Source organism: Microcoleus sp. AR_TQ3_B6, from assembly GCF_036702785.1.
Taxonomy (GTDB): domain Bacteria; phylum Cyanobacteriota; class Cyanobacteriia; order Cyanobacteriales; family Microcoleaceae; genus Microcoleus.
On record NZ_JAUBVJ010000045.1, the window covers coordinates 15088 to 38456 of the forward strand.

20 protein-coding genes are annotated in these 23369 nt (G+C 45.4%); 9 read left to right on the top strand and 11 right to left on the bottom strand.

Translation table 11 applies throughout. From position 1 onward, the window contains the following. Positions 1-28: 28 nt before the first annotated feature. The 7 genes from QUB56_RS20830 to QUB56_RS20860 all read right to left on the bottom strand — a co-directional run bounded on the left by QUB56_RS20830 (position 29) and on the right by QUB56_RS20860 (position 6936). Complete coding sequence (locus QUB56_RS20830; protein ID WP_332957758.1) at positions 29-2119, bottom strand: ABC transporter ATP-binding protein; 2091 nt, start codon at positions 2117-2119, stop codon at positions 29-31. An 86-nt stretch (positions 2120-2205) separates the two neighbouring features. Further along, positions 2206-3363: a glycosyltransferase family 4 protein gene (locus tag QUB56_RS20835; RefSeq protein WP_445243378.1), complete on the bottom strand. Its 1158-nt coding sequence runs from the start codon at positions 3361-3363 to the stop codon at positions 2206-2208. A gap of 38 nt (positions 3364-3401) precedes the next feature. Continuing rightward, entirely contained in the window at positions 3402-3641 is a 240-nt protein-coding gene (locus QUB56_RS20840; RefSeq protein WP_332957763.1) for a hypothetical protein, read from the bottom strand. Positions 3642-3647: 6 nt separating this feature from the next. After that, positions 3648-4484 (bottom strand): hypothetical protein, encoded by an 837-nt coding sequence (locus QUB56_RS20845; RefSeq protein WP_332957765.1) that lies wholly within the window; start codon positions 4482-4484, stop codon positions 3648-3650. A 31-nt stretch (positions 4485-4515) separates the two neighbouring features. Then, the gene (locus QUB56_RS20850; protein WP_332957768.1) at positions 4516-5439 is read right to left on the bottom strand and encodes an alpha-1,2-fucosyltransferase; all 924 of its coding nucleotides are present in this window, start codon (positions 5437-5439) and stop codon (positions 4516-4518) included. 91 nt (positions 5440-5530) lie between these two features. Next, entirely contained in the window at positions 5531-6532 is a 1002-nt protein-coding gene (galE, locus tag QUB56_RS20855) for a UDP-glucose 4-epimerase GalE (RefSeq protein WP_332957770.1), read from the bottom strand. Positions 6533-6732: 200 nt separating this feature from the next. Then, the gene (locus QUB56_RS20860) at positions 6733-6936 is read right to left on the bottom strand and encodes a hypothetical protein (RefSeq protein WP_332957773.1); all 204 of its coding nucleotides are present in this window, start codon (positions 6934-6936) and stop codon (positions 6733-6735) included. 227 nt (positions 6937-7163) lie between these two features. On the opposite strand from QUB56_RS20860, the gene gloB reads away from it, so the two are divergent. After that, positions 7164-7937 (top strand): hydroxyacylglutathione hydrolase, encoded by a 774-nt coding sequence (gene gloB, locus QUB56_RS20865; RefSeq protein ID WP_332957774.1) that lies wholly within the window; start codon positions 7164-7166, stop codon positions 7935-7937. 2 nt (positions 7938-7939) lie between these two features. Here gloB and QUB56_RS20870 read toward each other — a convergent pair whose 3' ends face one another. Next, complete coding sequence (locus QUB56_RS20870) at positions 7940-8779, bottom strand: glycosyltransferase (RefSeq protein ID WP_332957777.1); 840 nt, start codon at positions 8777-8779, stop codon at positions 7940-7942. A 640-nt stretch (positions 8780-9419) separates the two neighbouring features. Between QUB56_RS20870 and QUB56_RS20875 the strand changes: the two genes are divergently transcribed. The 4 genes from QUB56_RS20875 (at position 9420) to QUB56_RS20890 (ending at position 18364) form a co-directional block, all read left to right on the top strand. Further along, positions 9420-14525, top strand: a complete 5106-nt coding sequence (locus tag QUB56_RS20875; RefSeq protein WP_332957778.1) for a PAS domain-containing protein — start codon at positions 9420-9422, stop codon at positions 14523-14525. Next, positions 14515-14676: a hypothetical protein gene (locus QUB56_RS20880; protein WP_332957779.1), complete on the top strand. Its 162-nt coding sequence runs from the start codon at positions 14515-14517 to the stop codon at positions 14674-14676. Before QUB56_RS20875 ends, QUB56_RS20880 begins: the two co-directional genes overlap by 11 nt. Positions 14677-14709: 33 nt before the next feature. Then, entirely contained in the window at positions 14710-15168 is a 459-nt protein-coding gene (gene rplI, locus QUB56_RS20885; protein WP_332957781.1) for a 50S ribosomal protein L9, read from the top strand. 583 nt (positions 15169-15751) lie between these two features. Then, positions 15752-18364, top strand: a complete 2613-nt coding sequence (locus tag QUB56_RS20890) for a replicative DNA helicase (protein WP_332957784.1) — start codon at positions 15752-15754, stop codon at positions 18362-18364. A gap of 344 nt (positions 18365-18708) precedes the next feature. Here the strand turns inward: QUB56_RS20890 and QUB56_RS20895 are convergent, their stop codons facing one another. Together QUB56_RS20895 and QUB56_RS20900 are read right to left on the bottom strand one after the other, a co-directional pair. Then, positions 18709-19305 carry an FKBP-type peptidyl-prolyl cis-trans isomerase gene (locus tag QUB56_RS20895; protein WP_332957786.1) on the bottom strand — a complete coding sequence of 199 codons (597 nt, stop codon included), beginning with the start codon at positions 19303-19305 and terminating at the stop codon, positions 18709-18711. A gap of 256 nt (positions 19306-19561) precedes the next feature. After that, positions 19562-19888, bottom strand: a complete 327-nt coding sequence (locus tag QUB56_RS20900) for a phasin family protein (protein ID WP_332957788.1) — start codon at positions 19886-19888, stop codon at positions 19562-19564. A 213-nt stretch (positions 19889-20101) separates the two neighbouring features. On the opposite strand from QUB56_RS20900, the gene QUB56_RS20905 reads away from it, so the two are divergent. Next, the gene (locus QUB56_RS20905) at positions 20102-20458 is read left to right on the top strand and encodes a zinc ribbon domain-containing protein (RefSeq protein WP_332957789.1); all 357 of its coding nucleotides are present in this window, start codon (positions 20102-20104) and stop codon (positions 20456-20458) included. Between the two features lie 72 nt (positions 20459-20530). After that, positions 20531-21499 carry a BadF/BadG/BcrA/BcrD ATPase family protein gene (locus tag QUB56_RS20910; protein WP_332957790.1) on the top strand — a complete coding sequence of 323 codons (969 nt, stop codon included), beginning with the start codon at positions 20531-20533 and terminating at the stop codon, positions 21497-21499. 185 nt (positions 21500-21684) lie between these two features. Here the strand turns inward: QUB56_RS20910 and QUB56_RS20915 are convergent, their stop codons facing one another. Then, positions 21685-21837: a hypothetical protein gene (locus tag QUB56_RS20915; RefSeq protein ID WP_332957791.1), complete on the bottom strand. Its 153-nt coding sequence runs from the start codon at positions 21835-21837 to the stop codon at positions 21685-21687. 47 nt (positions 21838-21884) lie between these two features. Here QUB56_RS20915 and QUB56_RS20920 point away from each other — a divergent pair, with 47 nt between their 5' ends. Together QUB56_RS20920 and QUB56_RS20925 are read left to right on the top strand one after the other, a co-directional pair. Further along, on the top strand, positions 21885-22541 hold the full coding sequence (locus QUB56_RS20920) for a hypothetical protein (protein ID WP_332957793.1): 657 nt from the start codon (positions 21885-21887) through the stop codon (positions 22539-22541). 37 nt (positions 22542-22578) lie between these two features. Further along, complete coding sequence (locus tag QUB56_RS20925) at positions 22579-23043, top strand: MgtC/SapB family protein (RefSeq protein ID WP_332957794.1); 465 nt, start codon at positions 22579-22581, stop codon at positions 23041-23043. Positions 23044-23369 lie beyond the last annotated feature (326 nt).

Genomic DNA, 23369 nt, shown 5'->3' on the forward strand with positions numbered 1-23369 from the left:
AGGCTGAATCAACCGGACATGATATGACTTATGACTCCTTCCTTCTTCCTTCCTTCATTCCTTCTTCCTTCTTCCTTCCTTCCTTCTTCCTTCTTCCTTCTTCTGACTCCTTTTTAACACCCTGACGTTTAATAATATATTCTAGAGATTCTAAAGTCTTGACAATATTAGCAGCAGACTCATATGATTTACTGATTAACTCGTCTCTTTCTTCCGAAGAGTCTCCCATTTCATCTACTAGCACTGTGAGGAAATTTATCATGAAATTCAGGCTAGTGCGAATTTCGTAAGAACCTCTAATTAGAGCTTCATCGCGAGCGCTATCTTCGGCAAATTGCACTGAATACAATTTAGTGTACTCACCTCCTTTTGCTAGCAATTCTTTGTGGGAACCCATTTCTACTACTTGTCCGTCCTTGATCACGGCGATTTTGTGGGCTTTTTGGACTGTGGAGAGGCGATGGGCGATGACCAAGGTTGTGCGATCGCAGCTCAATTTATCGATCGCCGCTTGCACATATTTTTCCGAAACCGTATCCAGCGAACTCGTCGCTTCATCTAAAATTAAGATTTCCGGGTTTTGCAGCAAAGCTCTAGCAATTGAAATTCTCTGACGCTGCCCTCCCGATAATATCTGGCCCCGATCGCCAATTTGAGTATCCCACTTCTGCGGCAACTTTTCGATAAACTCGTAAGCATTCGCTCCCTTCGCCGCTTCCAGAATTTCTTCCTCAGTCGCATCGGGGTTAGCGTAAGCAATATTTTCGCGCACTGAAGCATTAAACAAAAACGTATCTTGGCTAACAATACCCATCGCTTTTCTCAGACTTTTCAGCTTAAATTTGCGCAAATCCCTACCATCGATCGAGATATTACCTTCAGTAGGATCGTAAAATCTCGGCAGTAAATCTGCCAAAGTTGACTTGCCAGAACCCGAAGCTCCTACCAAAGCCAAAGTAGTACCGCGAGGTAGAAATAAATCAACTTCTTTAAGTAAAAAATTTTCGTTGTTAGGATAACTAAAAGATATTTTATTAAAATGAATTCCCGATTTCAAAGATTTCTTTGGAGCGTACTCCACAGAACCGTCCCGCATAATGGGCTTGTCCTCGCTCCTCAAAAAATTATTAACCACCTCTACACTAGCCGATGTATTAGCAAATTGACTGCGGCCGCTATTCAACTGAGAAATTAAAGGAATTAACCTAAAAAGTACCAATAAATAGGTTAATAAAATTGTAGAGATAGACTCTATCTCATTCGTAAATATTGTGCGACCTATAAATACAATCAAAATTATAACTATTAAATTAACCACTTCGTTAATTGGACCGATCGCCGCATAATTTACCTGAGCTTGAAAATCCGCTTCTTCTCGCCTTTGAATTAAATGCTTGATCCGCTCATACTCCCTTTCCTCGTTCCCCGTTGACTTGACCAGCCGAATCCCAGTAAGGGTTTCCAGCACCCTAACCGAATAATCTTTCGACATTTCAGAAAGCTGGGAGCCAAAATGCTTGGAACGGTTAATAATATATTGATTTGCCCAAGCAACTAACGCCAGCAAAACTGTAGCTGTCAGCGTCAGTTTCCACGAGAGAGAAAGCAGCAGACCCACAAACACCAAAACAGTCATTGAGGTAGTAAACATTGCGATCGCCGTGCTAACTGCACTAGCAGTCCGACCAATCTCTCCGCCCAATCTATTAATTAAATCCCCGACTTTAGTTTGAGAGTAATACTCTAAATCTACTTTTAACAACAACCACACACCTGCTTCTCGCAAATCAGAAGTCAGAGAGCGCGTCAGAGAAGTAGCTACTAAAGTATTGATATAATTCGTAACATTTTTCAAAAAAATTGCCAGCACAATCGCCCCGGTCATCAACATTAAACGCTGATTTTCGGGCCTTCCCTCAAAGGGATACATCAAAGTTTTAATTAGAGGTGGAGCGCCGCGCAGATCGATAGCTTCCTCTAAAAAACTTAAAAGCACTGGTACAATTAGAGTAGTGCTGATACCGTTAAATAAAGCCCCAGAAAAGCCCAGCATCACAGTTAAGATAATTCTGCTGGGATATCGTCTGGCAAATTTTAGGAGTAGCTTATTGGCAGACATAAAGCATTCCCAGCTAAACAATACGACATCTCAAAATATTCTTTAATGACAGCCTGTTTTTCTTCCTCCATTGAGTCGATTTAAAATTACCTTGAGATACCTGCAATTATATCTGAGAGTATCGGTGCCATTGCTTGAATGCTATATTTTTTCACACATCTTTCCCGAGCTTTCATTCCTTGCAAATTCGCGGCAGTCAAATTTTGAAATATCCATTGAATTTTTTGTGCAATTTGAGCGGGAGAACTCGGATCGACTAAATAACCGGTTCCCCCTAAAATTGTGGGAATATCCCCCACTCGCGTAGACAAAACAGGCTTAGCCATTGCCATACCATCTGTCAGCTTCAGCGGAAACTGAGCCACGGCTGTGAGAGTTTCTCGCTGAGGAACAACTACAACGTGAGCGGCCGCTACAACGGACGGCATCATCTCGACTGGAAATCTTGGCAGTTTAACAATCCAACGCCCCCATTGTTTCACAAGTTTATCATCATAATCATCATAAGGGCTTCCGCCAACGATCGCTAATTTTAAATCGGGTTCATTTAACTGTTCGAGGGCCATCAAAACATCCTCAACACCTTTGTGAGGCCGCGGTGCACCGGGAAACATTAAGATTCTATAGCCGGACAAGCCGTAACGCTGTCTGCTCAATTCAGGATTGTATTTAGCAGGGTCGAACATTGCAGTATCCTTGCCATTAGGCATATATATACCACCAAAACGCTGTTTTAAAAACTCAGTATCAACGGTGACTGCATCAGCACAGTGGATTAGACTTTCCATCCACTTGAGATAGAGGGGATGATCTGGTTCTCTCAATTGGCCGTTGTGTTTAAAAATATCTCGATAAAGTTGTTTGAAAGAGGGACGGTATTGCCATTCATCTCCACCGTACCAGCTCAGTTCCCAGTCGTCTATATCTAAAATTATAGAGTGGCGACTCCCCAGTTTTTTTAGCAGCGATAAACCCAAGCTTGTAGGTTTAGGTTTGACTGCATAAATAATATCCCCATCTATTTTTTTCCAAAGTTTTTGAGCATCCATCAAAAACCCCGGATAATTTTGAGCCGGTATCGCACATACCGGGATGTCTCTGGGAGGAATAGCATACAAGTCTTTGCCAAACTGGAATCCCACTACTTCTACATCACATTTAAGCTGGATCAGGACTTGAGCTAAAAGAAAAGCACGAATTGCACCTCCTCCTGACAAATCGCTCACTACTAATGAAACTTTCACTAAGGATTTTGTTGAAAACATTTGTTTGATTTTCCTGCTTAACCGAGCTTTTGTGAAAACGAGCGGGACTTGCGCGCTCGCCTTGCAAAAAAACCGGGTTTTTCACCAAGGAAAAGGGCAGCAAGGAAGTATTTTGGTAAAAATAAACCAGTGATGCACCTAGGACTGTTATTCAAGTCAGCAATACTTATGAGAGGTAAATTTTGGGATATCTTGAGGCTAATTTTTTTTGTATTGTTGCCTGATTTTTGTTGCTTTTGATGGAGTTTGTCAACCAACTTTAATTATTTTAAACGCCAAGGATTGTTAAGTTGATTTGGTAAAAATATTTTAGCCGTGCGATCGACTATTCTAGTAAAGAGCGATCGCGTCACGTTCTTGGCGTACTGAGGGCGGTAAGGATAAGTGCAGTGCATTACTTTAATCGGTTTGTCGATCGCATACATTTCCTTCCACTTATCCAAGTAGTTGTAAACAGGGGACAAAGTTGTCATTTTCGGTTTCACAGATGCAACAGCAGCCGCAAAAGCACCCTGGTCTTTTAAGAGTAGCACATTTTGATGTGCTACTACTATCTCGAAATATTTCTTAAAGTTTGTGAACAATTCCTGAGTTTTACTGCTTTTCGTAAAAGCGATAAATCCGCCATTGTATTGAATGCTATTTTCATTTAGCGGCAACCCGACAGACTGCAAAGTGGAGAGAATATCCTGCTTGACTCTTAATAAATTTGCAGCTTTAGCAATCGCAGGCTGCACATCTTCCGTCACCAACAAATCCACCCCGTCAAGAAAATCAAAAACTTCATCTATTGGCGACAGCAAACAAATATCACAATCCATATAAATAGTTTTCTCAAACAGAGATTCCCGGTACAAAGCCAGCTTAGCTAGACGCGACGCTAAAACAGGATTTTCGTGAGAAGGTGCAGGTTTCAATATGACATTTCCGAACACCTGAAGTAAAGGATATAAAATTAGAGGTACTCTATCTATTAAAATAATAATTGGTTCCCGGTGAAACTTCCTGACAGACGCCAGAAAATGAATGCAATCCTGGAAAGAGTAAAGACCAGTTAAAATAGTGATAAATCCCTTAACTGCTAATTTATTTGAATTCATTAATTTTTACTTATTGATTGACTTATTTCCTTCAGTGAGTCCACTCCCAAAAGCTCTCACTCCAGTCATCTCGCTCGTGATAAATTCCTTGCCATTCATAAAAATGTACAAAATCTTTCAGGTTAATTGTTTTATTGACATTGCGGATCATGTAAAGAGGTTTATCTCCATAAAAAGAAGCCCACATAGTATAACTGCTAGGCGGCCCGACAACATAGTCGCACTCAGCCAGAGCATACATATCTTCAATTAAATGACCGCTGCCAAATCCACAGTTAAACTTATCAAATAAACTCGGATTTTGCGGAATATTAGAACAAATCAAAAACTTAATTTTTTTTCCTTCAAATAGCCTGACCACAGAATTCATGACTTCTAAATATTGCTCAATTGTGTAAAAGTATCTCCCCTTTTGATGCTGAGCATAATCCCCTTGACGGATGTGAATTCCGACGACCAGATCGGAGTTATTTTTTAAATTCAATATCAAACGATCTACATTGATTCTATATCGCTCTAATGGTGCCAAGTAGGCTCTAATCGGGTCGGCATAATTGTGTAACTTGGGGACATCTTCTACAAACCAGCCATCTCGAAATAGCCAGCCTTGAAAACACACTATTGAACCGTGCTTGATTTGTTCGTTCTCCTGATATTTTAGCCAACTAAAAGGTTGTTTTCGGGTTATTTCTTGCGTTTTTAATATTTTTTTGTTGCTTAAATACTTAATAAAATTATAATATTTACTTCTGACAAAATTGTTACCTGCTGCGGTAAAATATGGAGGAGGATAACAACACAAAAAATCCCCAGCGGTTCCCACAAAGAATTCTGCATATTCGTCAAAAGCAGGATTGAGAACAGTCAAATTATGCTCTATCCCCCAAGCAATGAAATTAGCAAAAAGCAGGAGCCGGTTGCCGAGTTGTCCCGATTTAGCAGATATTATTAGCATATTGTATTTTTGGGGCGGGGGGACGCCCGCCCCACAAGAATTCAATCAAACTTTGCTGTAATGGTAAGGTGTGCAATACCCACCCTACATACTAAGAGTTGTGGCGTTTTTGGTGCCACTGCCAAGCATGGGAGATAATGTTCTTAATGTCGGGATATTCTGGAGACCAACCCAAGGTTTTGATGGCTTTCTCGCTGCTGCCAACTAAAGCAGGCGGGTCTCCCGGACGCCGATCGCACTCAACAGCCTTAATCTCTTTGCCCGTCACTTGGCGAGCGGCTTCTATCACCTCTTTCACCGAAAACCCGCCGCCATTGCCCAAATTAAAGAAATCAGATTTGCCACCATTTAGCAAATATTTTAATCCCAAAATGTGAGCAGATGCCAAATCGTTAACGTGAATGTAATCCCGAATGCAAGTACCGTCAGGAGTATCGTAATCCGTGCCAAAAATCGCGATCGAATCTCGTTTACCCAAAGCAGCGAACAACACCAGGGGGATCAGGTGAGTTTCTGGATTGTGATCCTCTCCTATCAACCCGTTCGGATCGGCGCCAGCCGCGTTAAAATAGCGGAAACAAACAGACTTGAAATTGTACGCAGCGTCAAAATCCGACAAAATCCGTTCTACCATTAACTTAGTAGCACCGTAGGGATTGATCGGGTTTTGTGGGTGGTCTTCTGTGAGCGGAATTTTCTGCGGTACGCCGTAAGTCGCGCAAGTAGAAGAAAACACCAATTTATTCACCCCAGCACCAATCATTGCTTCCAAAAGGGTAATAGTGCCGATGACATTGTTGCGGTAATATTTAGCTGGGTCGGTAACAGATTCGCCCACGTAGGCGTATGCAGAAAAGTGCATTACCGCATCTATTTTGTGCTTAGCGAACAGGTTGTCGAGAAGAGTGCGATCGCTCGTATCGCCAACTACCAACTCGACCTGCAAAGCCCGATCTACTATATCTCGGTGACCGTAAACTAAATTATCCAAAATCACCACACCGTAACCGGCGTTTTTCAGTGCTAATACCGCGTGAGAACCAATATATCCAGCTCCACCCGTCACCAAAATAGTTTCTTTTTCTTCACTCATTTTATTCTGCCTGTTTTTGTAGCTGGAATTGCTAAGAGCCTTGTTAATTTGAGACTTCCACATTTGACGCTTTCACACTCGGCGTGATGCGGAGAATTCAAGCGCAATATATAGGCTTTGCTGTGTCCGACGGGACGCTCGCACTCCTAAAAAACGCTTTTTACACTCCAGACAGATACTGAGGGAGCAAGTCTTTTTGTTCAGTCAATAAACTTGAGGCGACCAATTTGGATATAATCAAATATCCGATTGATTTGATGTCGATCCTCTTCTGAAATTTTATCATCTGAGAGGAGAGCCGAAGTCAAAACTAAATTTTCCCGGCGAGTGAGCTTGCCAGACGCTACAATCCGCTCGACCATTTGAGAAATTGTTAAGTTCGATTTGTTGTGAGATGTTCGCATTTATTCGATCGCTTTTATGTCACAATAGTTAAAGTAGATTGCCGTTGTTGACCCAAAAATAATGATGCGTACCCGACTGCAAATCAATTTGCTCAACAGCACAAATAACCTATCAGAGTTTTACTTCCCAAGATAGATGTGGGTACTTGATAATTCCGCATTAAGTCTTCCGATAGCGTTCAGACTAATCTAATTATATAATATTTTTCCTAGAGAGGCAGTTTTTTATGCAGGTTTATCGGCTTCCGGTACTGTCGGACAATTACATTTTCTTGCTGCACGACCCCGATCGCGGCACAGCAGCCGTCGTCGATCCAGCCGCTTCAGAGCCCGTCTTGCAGCAACTGAGCTCGCTCGGAGCCCAATTAACAGCAATTTTCAATACGCACCACCACAGCGACCACGTAGGAGGCAACCAGCAACTGATCGATCGCTTTCCCCAAATTAAAGTTTACGGGGGCGCAGAAGACAGAGGCCGAATACCCGGACAGCAAGTGTTTTTACAAGCGGGCTCGCGCGTTGAATTTGCAGGCAGAAGCGCCGAAATTTTCTTCGTACCCGGCCACACAAAAGCTCACATCGCCTACTATTTCCCCCCCAGCAATCCAGGGGAAACCGGCGAATTGTTCTGCGGCGACACTTTATTTGCTGGAGGCTGCGGCAGACTATTTGAAGGCACTCCCACTCAAATGTTAGCCTCCCTCGAGCAACTGCGAAACTTGCCCGACAATACAAGAGTTTGGTGCGCCCACGAATACACGCTGAAAAACTTGCAATTTGCCATCAGCGTAGATGGCGACAATCCCGCTCTGCAGCAGCGCTGGGGCGAAGTCAAGGAAGCGCGCCGTCGATCGCAACCTACAATACCATCATCGATCGGTCTGGAAAAAAGCACAAACCCATTTTTGCGCTGGGATTGTCCCAACCTCCAATCAGCCGCCAATACCCGCGATCCAGTGCAAACCTTCGCTCGATTGCGCGGCATGAAAGACCGATTTTGACCTTAACGTGTTTGTTTCTTCACGTAACTCTTAAACTTGAGTACCGGTTCCCTCAACCACGGGTCCAATTTTCTGTATTTTAGCTGAAAGCTCGACATCGCATTAAGCTTATTTGGAATTTTTTCCACTTCGTCCTTAAACGGTGTTTGAGACAACATATCGAGCCATAATGGGTTGGGGGCTGAGCTTTCCCACGGTTTCGGTCTCGATATAAAGTGCATCACTTTAGTTGACATATCTTCAGTATTGGGGTTGTTCCATATTTGGTCTAATGGCTTCCACCTTTCCCCTAAAAATGAATTTAATGCACCCTGATCGTGATCCGCCCAAAGGTTTAATCGAGCGTTCTCGATCAACTTTTCGGACAGTTGCTCTTCCTCCCAAAGCTTCATGTTGTAAAGTAAAACGCCAGAATTTAAATAAGGGTTTCGATCTTGAGAATTGTTCGGATTTCCCCACATATTGGGTGCGGCTGCTATCGGCATTGGGTTAATATCTAGGTTCCACAGCGCCTCTAAACTTCCGAGAACGATCGCGTCGCTGTCGAGCCAAATCAGCCTTTCTGTTTCCTTGGTATATTTTTCCGGCTCCAATCTAGCGTAGGCAAGTTTAGAACCTGACAGGGAAAGAAGTTGGTCGTAATTTGATTGCAATTCTTGCCATTCAAGCTGGTATTTGCAGCAATTTTGTAACTGTACCTTTTGCTCTGGATCTATGTCGGTAGATACAATGCTAATTTTTACCTGCTCGTGTCTAGATTTAGTAACATTGAGATCTATAGACTTAATAAGTGCTGCTAAACCCAGAATATAGTTGCTATTGGCGGCTGTGAATATGTGCATAGGATTAAGTTGGTGAAATGAACAAAGGTAAAAGGCGCGCGGTCAAACTTGAGACAAAGGCCGGCACGGCAGAAAGCAGGCGACCCTATATTGGGTAAACAAGCTCGTCCGTTTACCGTTGAGACGAACATAACCTTGCCTAAATTTACGATCTGGTTTACACAAAGAAACGGGCTTTTTAAGTAGGCAGGCGCCTATAAAGTTTACAATGTAACAGAAGGTAAGGCAGGCGTAACAATAGGGATTGCTTCGTTTCTCTCGCTGCAAGAGAGGGCTAATGTATTTCCCAGCTTCATCCACTTATTTACCTGTGCGCAAGTTTCATCTGTTCGCGCCCTAAAACCAGCAACAGCCGTCGGTAATATGCAGCAACGCGGGAAACTGCTGAGACTGACTGACCTTGCATTTCAAACAGCAAGAAATGGATCCGTCGCCTCTGCTGAATCTCGCTCGCAACTGGTTAAGACGTGGGACTCTACGATAAAATGAATTGTCCTAAGATTGACATTCCAGCAGAACCCTCGACATCCCTCTTAGGTTTGAATTGTCACCCTGATTAAATCAAAATTTCCTCGGGTTATTTCCATATTATTGATGAGCGCGATTGGCTTTGCCAAAAGTAAAACGAGCGTTGAAACCGATGCAAAATCCACGCAATACTGAACTCCAACCGAAAATCGACCCCTCTGTTTCAACGGATTCTAACCAACCGCTCTACCCAGGCGCGCCTTTGCCAACAGATGTAGGGATGCTCCTGCAATTAGCAGATGGTAGCATTCAGGGGTGCAATTCTCACGCCCAGGAGCTGTTGGGGATGACAGCACAACAGATGCAGGGCTGCACTTCAATAAATAGTCTGCTGCATACTGTGCGTGAAGATGGCTCGGATTTTCCCGGGGAGACGCATCCGGCGATTGTGGCGCTGCAAACCGGGCGATCGTGCTCCAATGTCATCATGGGCTTCGATCGGCCACAGGGAAAATTGATTTGGTTGAGGCTCAATTCAGAACCTTTATTTCAGGGAGATCGATCGACTCCCGTAGCGGTAGTTACAACCTTCACCGAGCTCGCTCAACAAAAGCCCGAACCAGTTGGTAACGCGCCCGCGCCACAACTGTCAGACACCCTCGAAAGTATTTCGGACGGGTTCTTTGCTTTGGATCGAGACTGGCGATTTACCTACGTCAATTCGCAAGCGGCGCGGTGGCTGAATAGATCGTCGAAAGATTTGATTGGCAACAGCCTTTGGGAAGAGTTTCCCGAATCAGTGGGCAGTTTGTTTGAACAGGAATATCGCCACGCCGCCACCTTCCAAGTTACGGTTAGTTTTGAATCTTTTTATCCACCGCTCAATGCTTGGTATGCGGTACGAGCGTATCCGGTTCCATCGGGACTAGCCGTTTATTTTCAAGATGTGACCGAGCAGAAGGCGGCTCGGGCTGCTTATATCAAACAAGCGCAAACGGCACACCAACAACTAGCAGAAATCGAGGCGATTTATGCTAGTGCGCCGATCGGACTTTGCTTTATCGATACCGAGTTGCGGTTTGTCCGCCTCAACGATCGGCTAGCAGAAATTAACGGAGTTCCAGCCGCCGCCCACATCGGCAAAACATTGCGCGAAATCTTGCCAGAAATGGCAGATGATTTAGAGCCGCTTTACCGACAAGTTATTGAAACTAAAGTTCCACTCCAACAGCTCGAAGTTCGCAGGACGAACTCAGCACAGCCGGGAGTCGAACAGGATTGGCTGTTGAGTCTCTATCCGCTGAGGGCCGAGGACGATCGCGTGCTGGGCGTGAATGTGACGGTGGATGAAATTACCGATCGCAAAGCTACCCAAAAAGAAATTCGACGGCTCAACCAGGAACTAGAGCGACGAGTTAATGAACTGCAATCGATACTTGATGCTGTACCCGTTGGCATTACGATCGCCAACGACCCACAGTGTAAAGTAATTCGCGCTAACCGGTTTGCCCAGTCGATGTTGATAGTGCCGCCCGATACCAATGTTTCTGGAACCGGAGAGCAAGCCGGGGCCCTTCCGTTTAGACGGTTCCGCAACGGACAGGAAATTCCGGGAGAACAACTGCCAATGCAACTGGCGGTGGCCAACGGCGTCGAAGTGCGAGATGTGGAAATTCAAATGGTGCGATCGGACGGGGTAGCCTTTGATTGGTTGGTGAATGCGGTGCCGTTATTTGACGAGCAGGGCGCAGTTCGCGGTTCTGTGGCAGCGTTTATGGATATTAGCGATCGCAAACAAGCTCTTGCTGCTTTGCACCGCTCCCAGGAACGCTATCGCACTTTGTTTGATTGCCTGGACGAAGGCTTTTGCATCATCGAAATGCTGTTTGACGCCAACGAAAAGCCGATCGATTACCGCTTTTTGGAAGTCAATCCGGCTTTCTTGAAACAAACCGGACTCGAACAAGCCGCGGGTAAAACGGCGCGACAACTCCTTCCGGATGTCGAAGATTATTGGTTTGAGCTGTACGGCAAAGTTGCGCTGACGGGGGAACCCCTGCGCTTCGAGCACGGCTCGGAAGCCATGAACCGCTGGTTTGAGGTTTCGGCGTTCCGCACTCCTGAGCCGCAGAGCCGAAAAGTCGCCTTACTTTTCAAAGAAATCAGCGAGCGCAAACAGTCGGAGAATCTCCTGCGACAACAGCAAGAGCAACTGCGGCTGTTCGTCAAACATTCGCCTGCGGGGGTGGCGATGTTTGACCGCCAGATGCGGTATATGCTGGTGAGCGACCGCTGGCTGGCAAGTTACGGACTCGGCACTCAAAACATTGTGGGCCGATCGCACTACGACATCTTTCCCAATTTGCCCGATCGTTTGAAACAAATCCACCAGCGCTGTCTGGCGGGAGCAGTTGAAATGTGCCCTGAAGATCGGGTTCCCCGCCCTGATGGCTCGATCGACTGGGTGCGCTGGGAAATTCATCCTTGGCGAACCAATACCAATGAGATTGGCGGCATCATGCTTTTTTGCGAAATCATCACCGAGCGCAAAAACGCTGAACTCGCCGTGCAAGCTGCCTCCCAGCAAGTCAGCAATATTATAGAAAGTATTACCGATGCCTTTATCGCGATCGATTCACAATGGCGCTATACCTACGTTAATGCCACAGCAGAAAAACTGCTTTCTCGATCGAGAGCCGACTTGTTAGGTCGATCGGTCTGGGAGGTATTCCCCGCCGAGAAAGAATCAAATTCAAGGGCATATCAAGAATTTCATCGAGTCGTTAACGAGCAAGTTTCTGTCAAATTTGAAGAGTTTTCGCCCTCGCTCCAGAGGTATATAGAAGTGAGCGCCTATCCTGCGGCAGAAGGACTTACGGCTTATTGGAGCGATATTAGCGATCGCAAACGCACTGAAGAAGAACTGCGGCAAAAGAATGCGATTTTGAACGTGATTAACGAGTCAGCGCCCACGCCAATTTTTGTCAAAAATCGAGAAGGACAGATTATTTATGCCAATCCAGCCACGCTGCAAATAATGGGCAAACCTGCTTCTGAAGTAATTGGTGGTCGCGATCTGGATTTATACCCAGTAACAGAACTTGCAGCCAGAGTCACGGAAAACGATCGGCGCATTATGGAATCTGGACAAACAGAAGTCCTCGAAGAATCTCACGATGGCATTCGGACATTTCTGGTAACGAAAGCTCCCTACCGCAATCAGGCGGGAGAAGTCATCGGCCTGATTGGCATCTCCAGCGACATCACAAATCGCAAACGAGCAGAAGTCGCCCTACAAGAACAAACTAAGTTACTGCAAGTCATCATTGACAGCATTGGCGATGGTTTAATTTTGGCAAACCAACAAGGGGAGTTTGTGCTGTTTAACCGAGCCGCCGCAGGCATATTCGGTCGGTTATCGAATGAAAAATCTTCTGAGGAATGGTCGAGCACCTGCGGACTATTTGCGGCAGACAAAAAAACTTTCTTCCCCGCCGCTGAACTACCTTTAGCCAGAGCAATCAAAGGTGAATATGTCAATGATGTAGAGGTATTTGTCCGCCGCGAAGATTCCGAAGCTCGCTGGATCAGTATCAGCGGTTATCCGGTAGTTGATGTTAGCAGCCAAATCAAAGGCGGAGTGATTGTCTGTCGGGACATTACAGAACGCAAACAAGCCGAAGCAGCGCTGCAAGAAAGCGAAGAACGATTCCGCAATATGGCTAACAACTCTCCTTTTATGGTCTGGGTAACAGACTCCACAGGCTATTGCACTTTCTTGAGCGAAAGCTGGTATGAATTCACAGGTCAAACTGAGGAAACAGGTTTGGGATTGGGTTGGGTAAACGCGCTGCATCCAGAAGACCGAGAACAGGCTAAAAATGCGTTCTTGCCTGCAAACGAACGCCAGGAACCGTACCGCGTAGAATTTCGCCTCCGGCGCTCCGATGGCGGATATTCTTGGGCGATCGATGCGGCTGCTCCCAGATTTAGCGAAAGCGGACAATTTGAGGGTTATATCGGCTCTGTTATCGACATTACAGAGCGCAAACAAGTGGAAACCGAGCGCGATATGGTTCTTCAATTAGAACAAACTGCCCGCGCGGAAGCCGAGCGAGCTAACCGCATTAAAGACGAGTTTCTGGCGGTGCTTTCTCACGAGTTGCGATCGCCCCTGAATCCGATTTTAGGCTGGTCGCAACTGCTCGTCGGCGGCAAGCTGAACAGGACTCAAAGTGCCACAGCTTTTGAGACGATCGAGCGCAACGCCAGGCTGCAATCTCAATTAATCGAAGACTTGCTTGACGTGTCTCGGATTCTGCAAGGGAAACTCAGATTGAATGTCGCTCCGGTGAATCTGGCAACCATTATCCCGTCTGCGGTGGAAACCGTGCAATTAGCAGCCCAAGCAAAAAAAATTCAAATTAAAACAATTTTAAGTCCCGATGTCGGGCAAGTTGTCGGCGATACAAGTCGCTTGCAGCAAATTGTCTGGAATTTGCTGTCAAACGCGGTGAAATTCACGCCAGAAGGCGGTAGAGTTGAAGTTAGATTAGGGCAAATCGAACACCAAGCTCAAATTCAAGTCACGGACACTGGTAAAGGCATTCTTCCCGATTTCTTGCTTTATGTTTTTGACCATTTCCGACAAGAAGATGGCGCCACAACTCGCAAATTTGGCGGCTTGGGATTGGGATTGGCGATCGTTCGCCAACTGATCGAACTTCACGGCGGAACGGTGTTTGCAGAAAGCCCAGGAGTTGGTCAAGGAGCGACGTTTACGGTGAGATTACCGCTATTAAATGATGATTCTAGAAGGCAGGAGGAGGAAGAACGTCATGGGGCTGTTAGTCCGGAGATCTCACCCAGGCCGCTAGCTGGATTGAGAATTTTGGTGGTAGATGATGAACTCGACTCGCGAGATTTTGTCGCTTTCGTGCTTGAGGAAGCGGGTGCAGAGGTGATTTCGCTGTCATCTGCTGCTGAGGCGCTAGAGTCGATCGAACAAACTGCACCGGATTTGCTCGTTAGCGACATCGGAATGCCCCAGATGGACGGATATATGTTGATAAATCGCATCCGCACTCAGCTTGCGCCTGAGTATCGGCAGTTGTTGGCGATCGCCTTAACGGCCTATGCTGGAGAAGGGAACGAGCGCCAAGTTTTGCAAGCCGGATTTGACAAACACTTAGCCAAGCCGATCGATCCGACCCTGTTAGTTGCTACGGTAGCGCGATTGAGCGTTGAGAGCGATCGAGCGCGACACAGTGGTAGGTAAGCTTCAAGAGCAGCACCTCCCCGTTTGGCGCAATTTCCAACTGAAGAGCCAGTTAAAAGATATTATGCCTGTCAACAGTCAACAGTCAACAGTCAACAGTCAACAGTCAACCCTCTTCCTTGCGATCGCCCCTCAAACTTCGCTATTATAAAAAGTTGCAGTTAAAACCCCACAATCAACGATCATGGCCAAGCGCGTCCAATTAGTTTTAAATAAAGATGTCAGCAAACTCGGCAAAGCTGGCGACGTAGTAGAAGTAGCCCCGGGGTACGCCCGCAACTACCTAGTACCCCAAGGAATGGGATTTAGAGCCACTCCGGGCATTCTCAAGCAAGCAGAGCGCCGCCGTGAAGAAGAAAGAGTGCGCCAGCTAGAGCTCAAGCAGCAAGCTGAAGTCCGCAAAACCGCCCTGGAATCGGCTGGACCTTTCATCATCTCCAAGCAAGTTGGCGAAGCAGACGCGATTTTTGGTACAGTTACCAACCAAGAAGTAGCCGAACTGATTTTCAACTCTACCAGTCAAGAAGTCGATCGGCGCGGCATCACCCTACCCGAAATTCGCCAAACTGGTACATACAAAGCTGAAATCAAACTACACGCAGAAGTTACTGCTGAAGTTGATATTCAAGTTGTTCCGATGTAATTAAGAGTTATCAGTCATCAGTCATCAGTCATTAGTTGTTAGTCATTAGTCATTAGCTAACAACTAAGCACTGCTAAGTAAGAACCCACTAACGCTAACTTGCAGATTGAGAACGGGAGCATCTGTGCAGAGAGTAAGAAGCATTTTTTCAGGGGTGCGAGCTCGAGAGAGCGTGAGTCTGGTATAAACGCGAGCTCGCGACAGATCGCACTCCTATAAAAGCTGACACTGATAATAATAACTAATGACCCCCCCCCCCCGGAAAAACGGACACAAGCCCCGACGATCCTGATGGGCGAACCTAAAATTTTAGGATCTTGTTCAAGCTCCCAGATTCATCTGTACAGTAAATATAAAATATAAAATATAAAATCTACAGCCGAAAACCTAAAATATAAAATATAAAACCGAAAATCGAAAATATAAAATCGAAAATATAAAATCTACAACCGAAAATCGAAAATATAAAATCTAAAATATAAAATCTACAACCGAAAACCGAAAACCTAAAATATAAAATATAAAACCTAAAATATAAAATATAAAATCTAAAATCTAAAATCGACCTGGGGACTATTGACTAATGAGCGATTTGATGCCGACAAATATAGAGGCAGAAGAAGCAATTTTGGGCGGGATTTTAATTGACCCCGAAGCTATTTCCCGAATAGCCGAACTTCTGCGGCCGGAGTTTTTTGCCATCACCGCTCATCAAGTCATTTATCGATCGGCATTAACCCTATTTTTACAGGGTCAGCCTACCGATTTAATGACGGTAACAACTTGGCTAACCGACCGCAACCAGTTAGAGCAAGTAGGAGGAATAACTAAATTAGCACAATTAGTCGATCGCACAGTTTCAGCAGTCAACATCGACCAATATGCAGTTTTAGTTGAAGACAAATATCAGCGCCGCAAATTAATCGAAGCTGGCAACAACATAGTACAATTAGGCTACGAAACGGCAGCACCGCTAGAAACAGTCTTAGACCGCGCCGAACAAGAAATTTTCAGCATAACTCAAGAACGTCCGCAACAGGATTTAGTGTCGATCGGCGAAACGCTAAACCAAACATTTCAAGACCTAGAAAACCGCAATGAAGGTCTCACACTTCCCGGCATTCCCTGCGGTTTTTATGACTTAGATGCTATGACAGGAGGCTTTCAGCGATCGGATTTAATCATCGTTGCGGCTAGGCCGGCGATGGGCAAAACCGCCTTTTGTACCAACATCGCCCACCACATCGCCGCCGGACAGCAAAAATTGCCCGTGGCCGTTTTCAGCTTAGAAATGTCGAAAGAACAGCTAGTGCAGCGTATCCTGTCCAGCGAAGCCAAAATAGAAAGTAACCGATTGCGATCGGGTAGAATCAGTCAAAATGAATGGGAACCCATCAGTACAGCGATTGGCAACTTATCAGAACTGCCGCTATTTATTGACGATACTCCCAATATTACCGTCACAGAAATACGATCGAAAGTCCGCCGCCTCCAAGCAGAACAAGGCGGAACCCTAGGATTAGTCTTGCTAGATTACCTGCAATTAATGGAGGGTAGCAGCGACAACCGCGTGCAAGAACTATCTCGAATTACCAGAAGTCTTAAAGGTTTAGCCCGGGAACTCAACGTGCCGATTATTGCCTTATCTCAGTTGAGTCGGGGTGTGGAAGCGAGGACAAACAAGCGGCCGATGATGTCTGATTTACGCGAAAGCGGCTGCTTAACAGGTGATAGTTTGGTAATGCTAGCAGATACTGGTGTGCGCGTACCCATTCGTGAATTAGTAGGAAAATCTGGCTTCACAGTTTGGGCGCTCAATGAAGCCACCATGCAGTTAGAAAAAGCTGTTGTTAGCAATGCCTTTGCTACAGGTGTGAAGCCTTTACTACGACTGCAAACTCGTTTGGGACGAGCAATTAGAGCCACTGGCAATCATAAGTTCTTAACCATTCACGGCTGGCGGCGATTGGACGAGTTAAAAATAGGCGATCGCATTGCCCTACCTAGATACGTATCAAGTTCATTCATCCAATCGATGGACAATGCCGAAATAGCCTTGCTAGGACACATGATTGGAGACGGATGTACTCTACCTCGACACGTTATTCAATACACTACTAGAGAGAAAGATTTAGCCAATACAGTGGCAAATCTTGCAATAGAAGTCTTTGGAGAGCGAATCATACCTCGTATTTGTAAAGAACGTGATTGGTATCAAGTTTATCTTCCTGCCGCCTATCATCTGACACATAATGTGAGGAATCCTGTAACTGAATGGCTAGATGCTTTAGGTGTTTTTGGTCTGCGTTCTCACCAGAAGTTTGTCCCTAATCAAATATTTGAGCAGCCTCAAGAAGCAATAGCTTTATTTTTACGCCATCTTTGGTGTACTGATGGTTGCATAAAAACAGGTAGGGGTAAATGTCATTACCCTAGTGTTTACTATGCTTCCAGTAGTGAAAAATTGGCAAGAGATGTTCAGTCACTCTTACTCAGACTTGGTATCAATGCCCGCTTATTTTTAAGCCCCCAGCCAGGGAAAGGGCGAGATCAACATCAAGTTTGGGTTACTGGAAGACCTGATTTAGATAAGTTTATTCATTTGATTGGTGCAGTAGGTAACTACAAACAGCAAGCTCTGACAGAAATTGCAGAATACATTGAAATTCGTTCTAGCAATACTAATAGAGATGTCATACCGCGTGAGGTGTGGAAAATGTATGCTGTTCCTGCTATGCAGCAATTTGGTTTAACTACACGCCAGATGCAAGCACAGCTTGGCAACTTATATTGTGGTACAACCCTTTACAAACACAACCTTGGTCGGGAACGAGCATTCAGATTAGCTACAATTGTTAAATCTAATGAGCTTGCCCTCTTATCTAAGAGCGATATTTACTGGGATGAAATCGCCTCAATAGAAGTTGATGGCGAAGCTGAGGTTTACGATTTAACAGTGCCTGCACTGCATAATTTTGTCGCTAATGACATCATAGTTCACAACTCGATCGAGCAAGACGCAGATTTAGTAATTATGCTCTACCGCGATGAATATTACAACCCTGATTCGCCCGATCGCGGAATTGCAGAAGTAATTATTACCAAACACAGAAACGGGCCGACAGGAATCATCAAACTATTATTTGACCCCCAATTTACCTGCTTTCGCAATCTGGCATCTCCGAAGCGATCTTAAATCAACCAGGGCTTATATTATGTTTGTTGAATGGGCCGTTATAAAATTTTGTCGATCGAGTGGACCCGGGTTTATACATATTTTCGATGAATGAAATATTGTTGGTGAAACCTGCCCCTAGAAATATTGTAGTTAATTTACCAGACGTGATATTATATCAAATCCGTTAGCATCGGAATAGTAAATTCGAGTTGACGGTTGACTGTTCACTGTCAACAGTCAACGGTCAACAGTCAACATCATTCCGGTGTAACCGGAAATGATATTACACAGAAACCCGGTTTCTTAAAAAAACCGGGTTTGTAAACACCGTAAAAGTTTTACGTTTAATTAAGTTGAGCTACCTAGCCAGCGATTTTCAACAATTCTACATCAAAAATCAGCGTAGCATTAGGAGGAATCACTCCGCCCGCACCGCGAGCGCCGTAACCGAGTTCAGGGGGAATAATCAACTGGCGGCGCTCTCCAACTTTCATCGTACCGACACCTTCATCCCAACCCTTAATTACTTGACCCACGCCAATTTTGAACTCAAAAGGAGAATTGCGATCGCGCGAACTGTCAAACTTCGTGCCATCCTCCAAAGTTCCAGTGTAGTGCACCACCACCTTCTGCCCGGTTTTTGGAGTCGCCCCATTACCCTCTTTCAATTCAACATATTTCAGACCTGATTTTGTGGTGACAGTATTATCAGTTTTCTCAGTATTATCAGTCATGTTATTGCCAGCGATAGTAGCTGGTACCTCCGGTAAACTAGCATCAGCTAGTAACAAGCTATCTTCATTTAAAGACGGCGCTGACAAATTCTCAATAGTAGTCTCGGGTAAAAGATTGTTCAATTCGGCGGCAACTGCTTGGGATCCTGAACCGCCCATTTGAGCGACTATCAAAAACACAAAGCAAACCAGCATTACCCCCAAGCTGACTAGAACTCCTCGCAAAATTAATCCTCCTGATACTTTTAACCGCGATATCTCAGATATCTAAGACATCTAGTACAACAAAAACTACCAAAATTTATCTGAAGTTTTCCACCAAAAAATGGCAGGTGTCAGATAATTTTAAAGGCAAAAGTATGAAGTCAGAATGTTTGTAATTCTACATAAGTGGCTTCTACATAAGTGCCTTTGTGATGCTTCTGGCTTCGGGTGACAATCTTATCACAAGATAGCAGCGAAGCGTCCCGCCCGATCGAACTCAGCGCCAGTTACGGTTTTCTAAATCCCGCATCTGACGTTCGAGACGATCGAGCCTTCCCCGCAACTCATCCATTTCGGACTGTCGGGGAACTCCCATATCTTGCAGCATATTCCGTAGTTGCCGCTGCAACTGCGTATCCCAATTGCCCTGCTCGGACTTGAGCTGCTCGGTCATGTCCTCGACAAAGGTTTTGGCTTGCTCGGAATTGATTTTGCCATCTTTGACCCATTGCTCGCTGACTTCCTGCAATTTCTCGGCCACCAGGGAGGTAGTACCAATGCCGAACATTACCAGTTGTTTGAGTAAGTTGCTATTGTTATCCATATATTTTTCCTACTGTTTGCCCCTTCATACCCGATCGGCTCAGGTCGCCTGCTGTCGCTGCCAAACCATCTGTACACTTAAAGTTACATCAGCGCTGACCTACCTTTCTATTTTGGAGCATCCAGCCGCCTGATGGCGAGTCGAGCGTGTCGAGCAGCGTTCGGTAAACCCGCTAATGAGCTACCGACAAAATTACCCAATCACCTGCTGTCTATGCCTGATTGCCCCCGCTGTCACCAACCTGTAGACGCCCGAGCGATCGCCTGTGCGCACTGCAAAACCCCTCTCAAGGCTTTCGGTCATCCGGGTATCCCCCTTTATCGATCGCAATCCGAAGAATTTCTGTGTACTACTTGTATTTATCACGAAGACGACACTTGCAACTACCCCCAGCGTCCCTTTGCCAAAGAATGCACGCTTTATCACGATCTAGCTGAGCCGCTTGTGCCACAGACGAGCCGTTACATCAGCGGTGGCTGGCCACAATCAATCAAAAATTGGTGTCAGCGCCATCTCGTTTGGTTAGCTTTATTAGGTTTAATTATTATTAGCATTGCTCTGTCGATTTAATTGGATTGTACAAAGCGTAGAATAGAGATATCTCTGTTAATCTGGGTTGCTCTATTATTCTGTAAATTATTAATGAGTTACGTATTGGGCATCGACGGCGGCGGCACTAAAACTATCTGCATCTTAATGGACGAAAACCACGTTGTTTTGGGACGGGGTGAAGCAGGGCCGTCAAATTATCAAACGCTGGGAATTGAGGCAGCAAAACAATCGCTCCAATTGGCGATCGAACGAGCAGTTATGTCCGCTAATATCGACGAGGCTGTAGGCAACCTCAACATAGAAGCAATTGGTCTGGGACTAGCAGGCGTCGGGCGTCCAAAAGATATTGAAATGGTGCAATTTGTAGTGCAGAACTTGCAGTTGACGAATACTTTGCCAGTAACCCAATCATTCCTGCCCAGAAATATAGTAATTTGCAGCGACTGCGCGATCGCACTTGCTGGCGGCACCGGCTATCCAGTGGGTATCACCGTTATTTCAGGAACCGGTTCGATTGTTTTCGGGCAAAACAGTCAAGGTAAAACTAAACGAGTCGGCGGTTGGGGATATATTTTAGGCGATGAAGGCAGCGGATATGACATCGCCATTCAGGGTTTGCAAGCTACTTTGAAGTTCTATGACGGACGCGGAGAGTTTACAGCACTTGCGGAAAAATTTCAAAACCATTTAGGCCTAAATCACCTAGAAGAATTGGTAGAAATCGTTTACCGGCGCGGTTGGGGAGTGAAAGAAATTGCAGCTTTGGCACCGATTGTCGATCGAGCCGCAGCAGAGGGCGATCGCGTCGCTGACGGCATTATCAATAGTGCTGTGGCAGAATTAACCTCTTCAACAAAAATAGCCATTTCAGCGCTATTTAACCAAACAGAAGAATTTGAAATTGCGCTCGTAGGAGGTGTGTGGGGTGGCGAAGCAAATTGCCGGGGTCGGTTTGAAGCAGCAATAAGTGCTCACGCCCCAAAAGCTAAGGTAATTTCGCCCCGATACGAACCAGCTTTCGGTGCTGGATTGTTAGCCTTAAACGCTCTCAACAATTAATTGTTGACTGTTGACTGCTGACTGCTGGCTGTTGACAAGCGAATTTCAAAGGTGGTACCCGCCACGTGATAAATCCGTGGAATCAATCCCAAATCTCAAATCGAAAATCCTCAAGCCCCCGCATTTATCCGTGGGGTCAATCTAAAATCTCAAATCTAAAATCTAAAATCGATTGACTATCTACCTTATCTTCCCGATCGCCCCTGTCTTGCGGATTTTCTCGATTTTTCCAAATTTTCAACTTCTGGATTATCTACCTTATCTTCCCAACTTGTAGAATTCCAGCCTGCCATAATTAAAACATCAGATGAATGCGAAACCAGAAACAAATTTAGCATTAGTGCGTTCCTAAGTAAACCAAAACCGCAGCAAGGAGACAATTCATATGATTACTTCTCACACATGGCGTTCAGCAACAGCAGCCATCCTCGCACTGGGCATTACAGTTGGAACCAGCGCGCCGCTGGTGGTAGCTAATCCCGCAGAAGCTCAACAACGAACTTCACAATTTGATAGCATCCGAATTCCGTCGGGCAGTGTAATTCCAGTTAGCTATGAAAAAGACAAAATAGTTGTCACCCGCGAAGAAACTGCACCTTTAACTTTAACAGTAGCGCGAGACATCCGCACAGATCGAGGCAGAGTATTAATCCCAGCAGGCAGCCAGATAGTCGGGGCATTGCAACCTGTCAGAAGAGGCAATCAAATTGGCAGTCAATTTGTTGCCAGAGAGTTAATTATCAGCCGCCGCCAACGCTATCGGATTGACGGAACTTCAGGAATTATTACCAGAACCGAAAGAGTCCAAAAAGGTAGTAGCACAGGTTCATTAGCACAAGGTGCAGCATTGGGTGCAGCAGCAGCAGCAGCACTAGCAGGCATTACCGGCGACAAAGCGATCGCGACTGAAGAAGTATTGGGAGGCGCTGGGATTGGCGCTTTAGCTGGAGCATTGTTGGGGCGGCGCAGCGTTGACGTGATCGTGATTCGCCCAGAACAAGATTTGGCAGTAAGATTGCGATCGGACATCGTACTCCGCTAATATTGGGATCTTCTGATTAATTATTTGCAGTAAAACATTGTCGATCGCTAACTTGTGGTCTCCCGATAATTGGCTAGGCATACTGTTAAGGTTGTGCCTAGCCATGTTTGTTGGCGGAATTATTGGATGGGAGCGCCAACTCAGAAACAAACCAGCGGGATTGAGAACTCATATGCTAGTAAGTATGGGTTCTGCACTGTTTGTTTTAATACCGCTGGCAATGGGTACAAATGAAAACGGACGAGATGGTATAGAGCGCGTAATTCAAGGCATTGCTGCCGGGATTGGGTTTTTGGGAGGCGGAGAAATCCTGCGGCAAAGTCAACAGGAAATAGGCAAAGTAGAAGTTCACGGCCTCACCTCTGCCGCCGCTATTTGGGTGTCAGCAGCTTTAGGAACTGCGGCAGGATGCGGGTTGTGGCAACTGGCATTAATTGGCGCTTTAATGTCGCTGTTTGTTCTGAGAGTAATTAAAAAGTTAGAGCGTCGGAGTCGGAAATAGTCTCAGTCAATCGATTTTAGATTTTAGATTTTAGATTTTAGATTGAAGCATTGACCCTACGGATAAATACGTTAGGCAAGTTTCATCGGATACACGTTTTTTATTTCTGGATCCTGAGTCTGCGAAGGAATGAATGGGGGGCTTGTATCCTGGATGCTTTCGGTCATTATATAATGTCTGGTAAAATAACCGTTATAAAGTTTGTACTGACGACGGAAGTCCGAAGGAGTTTTATGAGGACTAAAGTCCTCACTAGGAACCAATTTGATAGCGGTCGCTTGAGGGTACATAATATTAGCTCTATCCCCGCCGTAGGGACACGGAGC